Origin of the sequence: Bacillus sp. C30 (assembly GCF_040838255.1) — a bacterium.
GTDB lineage: Bacteria > Bacillota > Bacilli > Bacillales > Bacillaceae_G > Bacillus_A > Bacillus_A mycoides.
The window spans coordinates 1-2,662 of sequence record NZ_JBFPJH010000410.1; the positions used below are offsets into that span (position 1 = coordinate 1).

3 protein-coding genes are annotated in these 2,662 nt (G+C 32.2%); 1 reads left to right on the forward strand and 2 read right to left on the reverse strand.

Going from position 1 to position 2,662, the window contains the following annotated elements; genetic code table 11:
* Positions 1–152 precede the first annotated feature (152 nt).
* Positions 153–1,052, reverse strand: coding sequence for a helix-turn-helix transcriptional regulator (locus AB3X49_RS21010; RefSeq protein ID WP_367964518.1), 900 nt, complete (start codon positions 1,050–1,052; stop codon positions 153–155).
* A 172-nt stretch (positions 1,053–1,224) separates the two neighbouring features.
* Here AB3X49_RS21010 and AB3X49_RS21015 point away from each other — a divergent pair, with 172 nt between their 5' ends.
* On the forward strand, positions 1,225–1,692 hold the full coding sequence (locus AB3X49_RS21015; protein ID WP_367964520.1) for a YusW family protein: 468 nt from the start codon (positions 1,225–1,227) through the stop codon (positions 1,690–1,692).
* A gap of 24 nt (positions 1,693–1,716) precedes the next feature.
* Here the strand turns inward: AB3X49_RS21015 and AB3X49_RS21020 are convergent.
* On the reverse strand, positions 1,717–2,662 hold a 946-nt coding region (locus tag AB3X49_RS21020; protein WP_367964522.1), incomplete at its 5' end, for a peptide ABC transporter substrate-binding protein.

Consider the following 2,662-nt stretch of genomic DNA (forward strand, 5'->3'; position numbering starts at 1 on the left):
ATTTAGTTCATTTTTTATCATATTAACCTGTGTCTACTTTTTAGTCTAACATCATAACTAATTAAATAGTTGATTCCCATAATACACGACGATACTACTAAACTAATACTTATCAATTTCACATATTTGAGCATATCTTTTCTCCTTACTTTTTAATTTTCTATTTCTTCAAATTGCAGATTCACCGGCTCTTCTAGGAGTGTTTCATAAAAGTTTTCTGCCAAATCTGTTGAAGGAATTTTTTCATTCACTTCATCAAATCGAATACTATCTAACCAGACACAACCTTCTCCTGATAATAAAACACCAAATGCAATACCAAGTGCTTCTTCTTTTATATCTAGTACAACCGAGTATGATTGCCAGTTATTCGTATTTTTAATTGGACGATTTTGCATGTTATCCATAGCAATAGGCTCTGTATCTTTTCCGTCTACTCGCATCCACAATCCTGCCCAGTCTTTTACATTCTCACTCTTAATAAATGCTGTTAAACGCAACCTCTTACCTACATATTTATCCGCTCGGAACATTTGCATTAATGTTGAAAAGCCTCCATGCGTAACGTTCTCTTTTGCTTTTATGTATGCAGATACTTTTCCTTGATGAACAACTTCATAATCTAAACCCATTTCATATTCAGCAGGATGACTTCCGCTTAATACCCATCCTTTTGGTATACCTTTTTCCATTGAAACACCCTCTCTTTCTATATAAAATGACTGGAAATACTTTCGATATTTTTTTGGTGGTAATTGAAACATTCTTTTAAAAGCTCTAGTAAATGCCTCTTGTGAGGAAAAACCATATTGCACTGCAATATCAATGACTGCTCTTTCAGTCGATACTAAAGCCTGTGCAGCATGAGTTAATCTTCTCTTACGAACATAATCCGTTACACTCATCCCAATATAACTTTGAAAAATACGATGAAAATGGTACATCGATACTGCACCGTGAAATGCCACTCTTTCTGTTGTAAGCTCTTCATGTAAATGATTCTCTATATATTCGATTGCTTTTTTTATCATCTCTTTATATTCTTCATGCATTTCAGTACCTCCTTACAACTTAAATTTACCATATACATACAAATCATTTCTGATTTAAATTGCGCATTTACCCTTGAATCTGCGAGAAAATAATTTATTTTCAACACATACATAATTACATGATTTTGGGAAAAACTTGTATAGAACAAATTTACATAAGGAGGAATTTATAATGAGAATTTTACTATCAATTTTATTAGCTCTTATGCTAGTACCTGCATTAACAGGATGTAAAGCTCCTGCAAAAGAAGATACAACTTCTAATAAAAAGACTACAGAAGAGGCAAAAAACGAAGCTCCTGCTGATTTAAAGCTAAACTTCAATGAATTCGATTTAAAAACGGACTATCAAGATACAAAGAAAGACTACGAAGCTGATTATAAAAATGTAGCAGCCGATAAAAAAATGGAAGCAAAAGTTGAAGACCATAAAGCAGATGTAAAATTAACAGGCGACGAGGCTATTACAAAATTAAGCCCACTTCTACAAGAATTAAAATTTGATAAAGATACTCCTGACCAAGAAGTAATTGATCAAGTAGTAAACGTGTTCAAACTTGATAAAGACTACCAAAAATTCGCTTTAGAAGTTGTATTCTCTGATGGAACGAAAAAAGAATATAAAAGAGAAATAAAATAAAGAAGTAGGCGGTTGCCTACTTCTTTATTTTTTAATTTTTACGTATCTTAGTTCTGGACTAGAACCGATAATGAATTGGACGCCAGATACTGATGATTTTTGTAAATATGAAGAGCTTGGGAAAATAATTGGGATTAATGGTGTATCATCAAACATAATATCTTCTGCTTTATGCAATAAATCAAAACGCTTATCTTCATTTTGTTCAACTTCTGCTTCTTTGATTAAAGCGTCAAATTCTTTATTATGCCATTTTGCATAGTTGTTTGGACCATCACCTGCATATAAATCTAGTTTAGTAATTGGGTCTAATAAAGAACCGCCCCATCCCATATAAGCTAATTGGAAATCACTTTGCTTATATGTATCGATGTAACTCTTCCACTCTTTATTTTCTAATTTAATATCTACACCAAGATTTTTCTTAAACATTTCTTGCATTGCTTCTGCTACTTTTTTATGTTGTGTATCTGTAGTGAATTTTAATGTTACTTCAGGTAATGTAGACCAACCTTGCTCTTTCATGCCCTCTTCTAATAATTTTTTCGCTTCTGCTGAATCGAATTTTACGTAATCGCCTTTTTCTTTACGGAAATCACGACCACCTTGTGTTTTTGCCCCTTCTGGAACGAATGCATATGCTTCTTGTGCATTATTTTTATACAGTTTTTCAACGATAAACTTACGATCAACCGCTAATGAAAATGCTTTACGTACTTTTGCATTTGTAAACGGCTCTTTTTCTACGTTAAACGAATAAATATAAGATGAGAATCCTGCAACACGCTTATATTCTTTGTTTCCTTTTTCTTTTTCAATCATCTCTTGTGGTAAGCTACTTAGCAAATCTAATTCTTTTGACTTGTACAATTGGTACGCTGTTTTAGAATCTGGAATAATACGAAACTCAATTTCTTTTAATGTTACCTTTTTATCATAGTATTCTTTATTTTTTTGTACTGTAATAGCT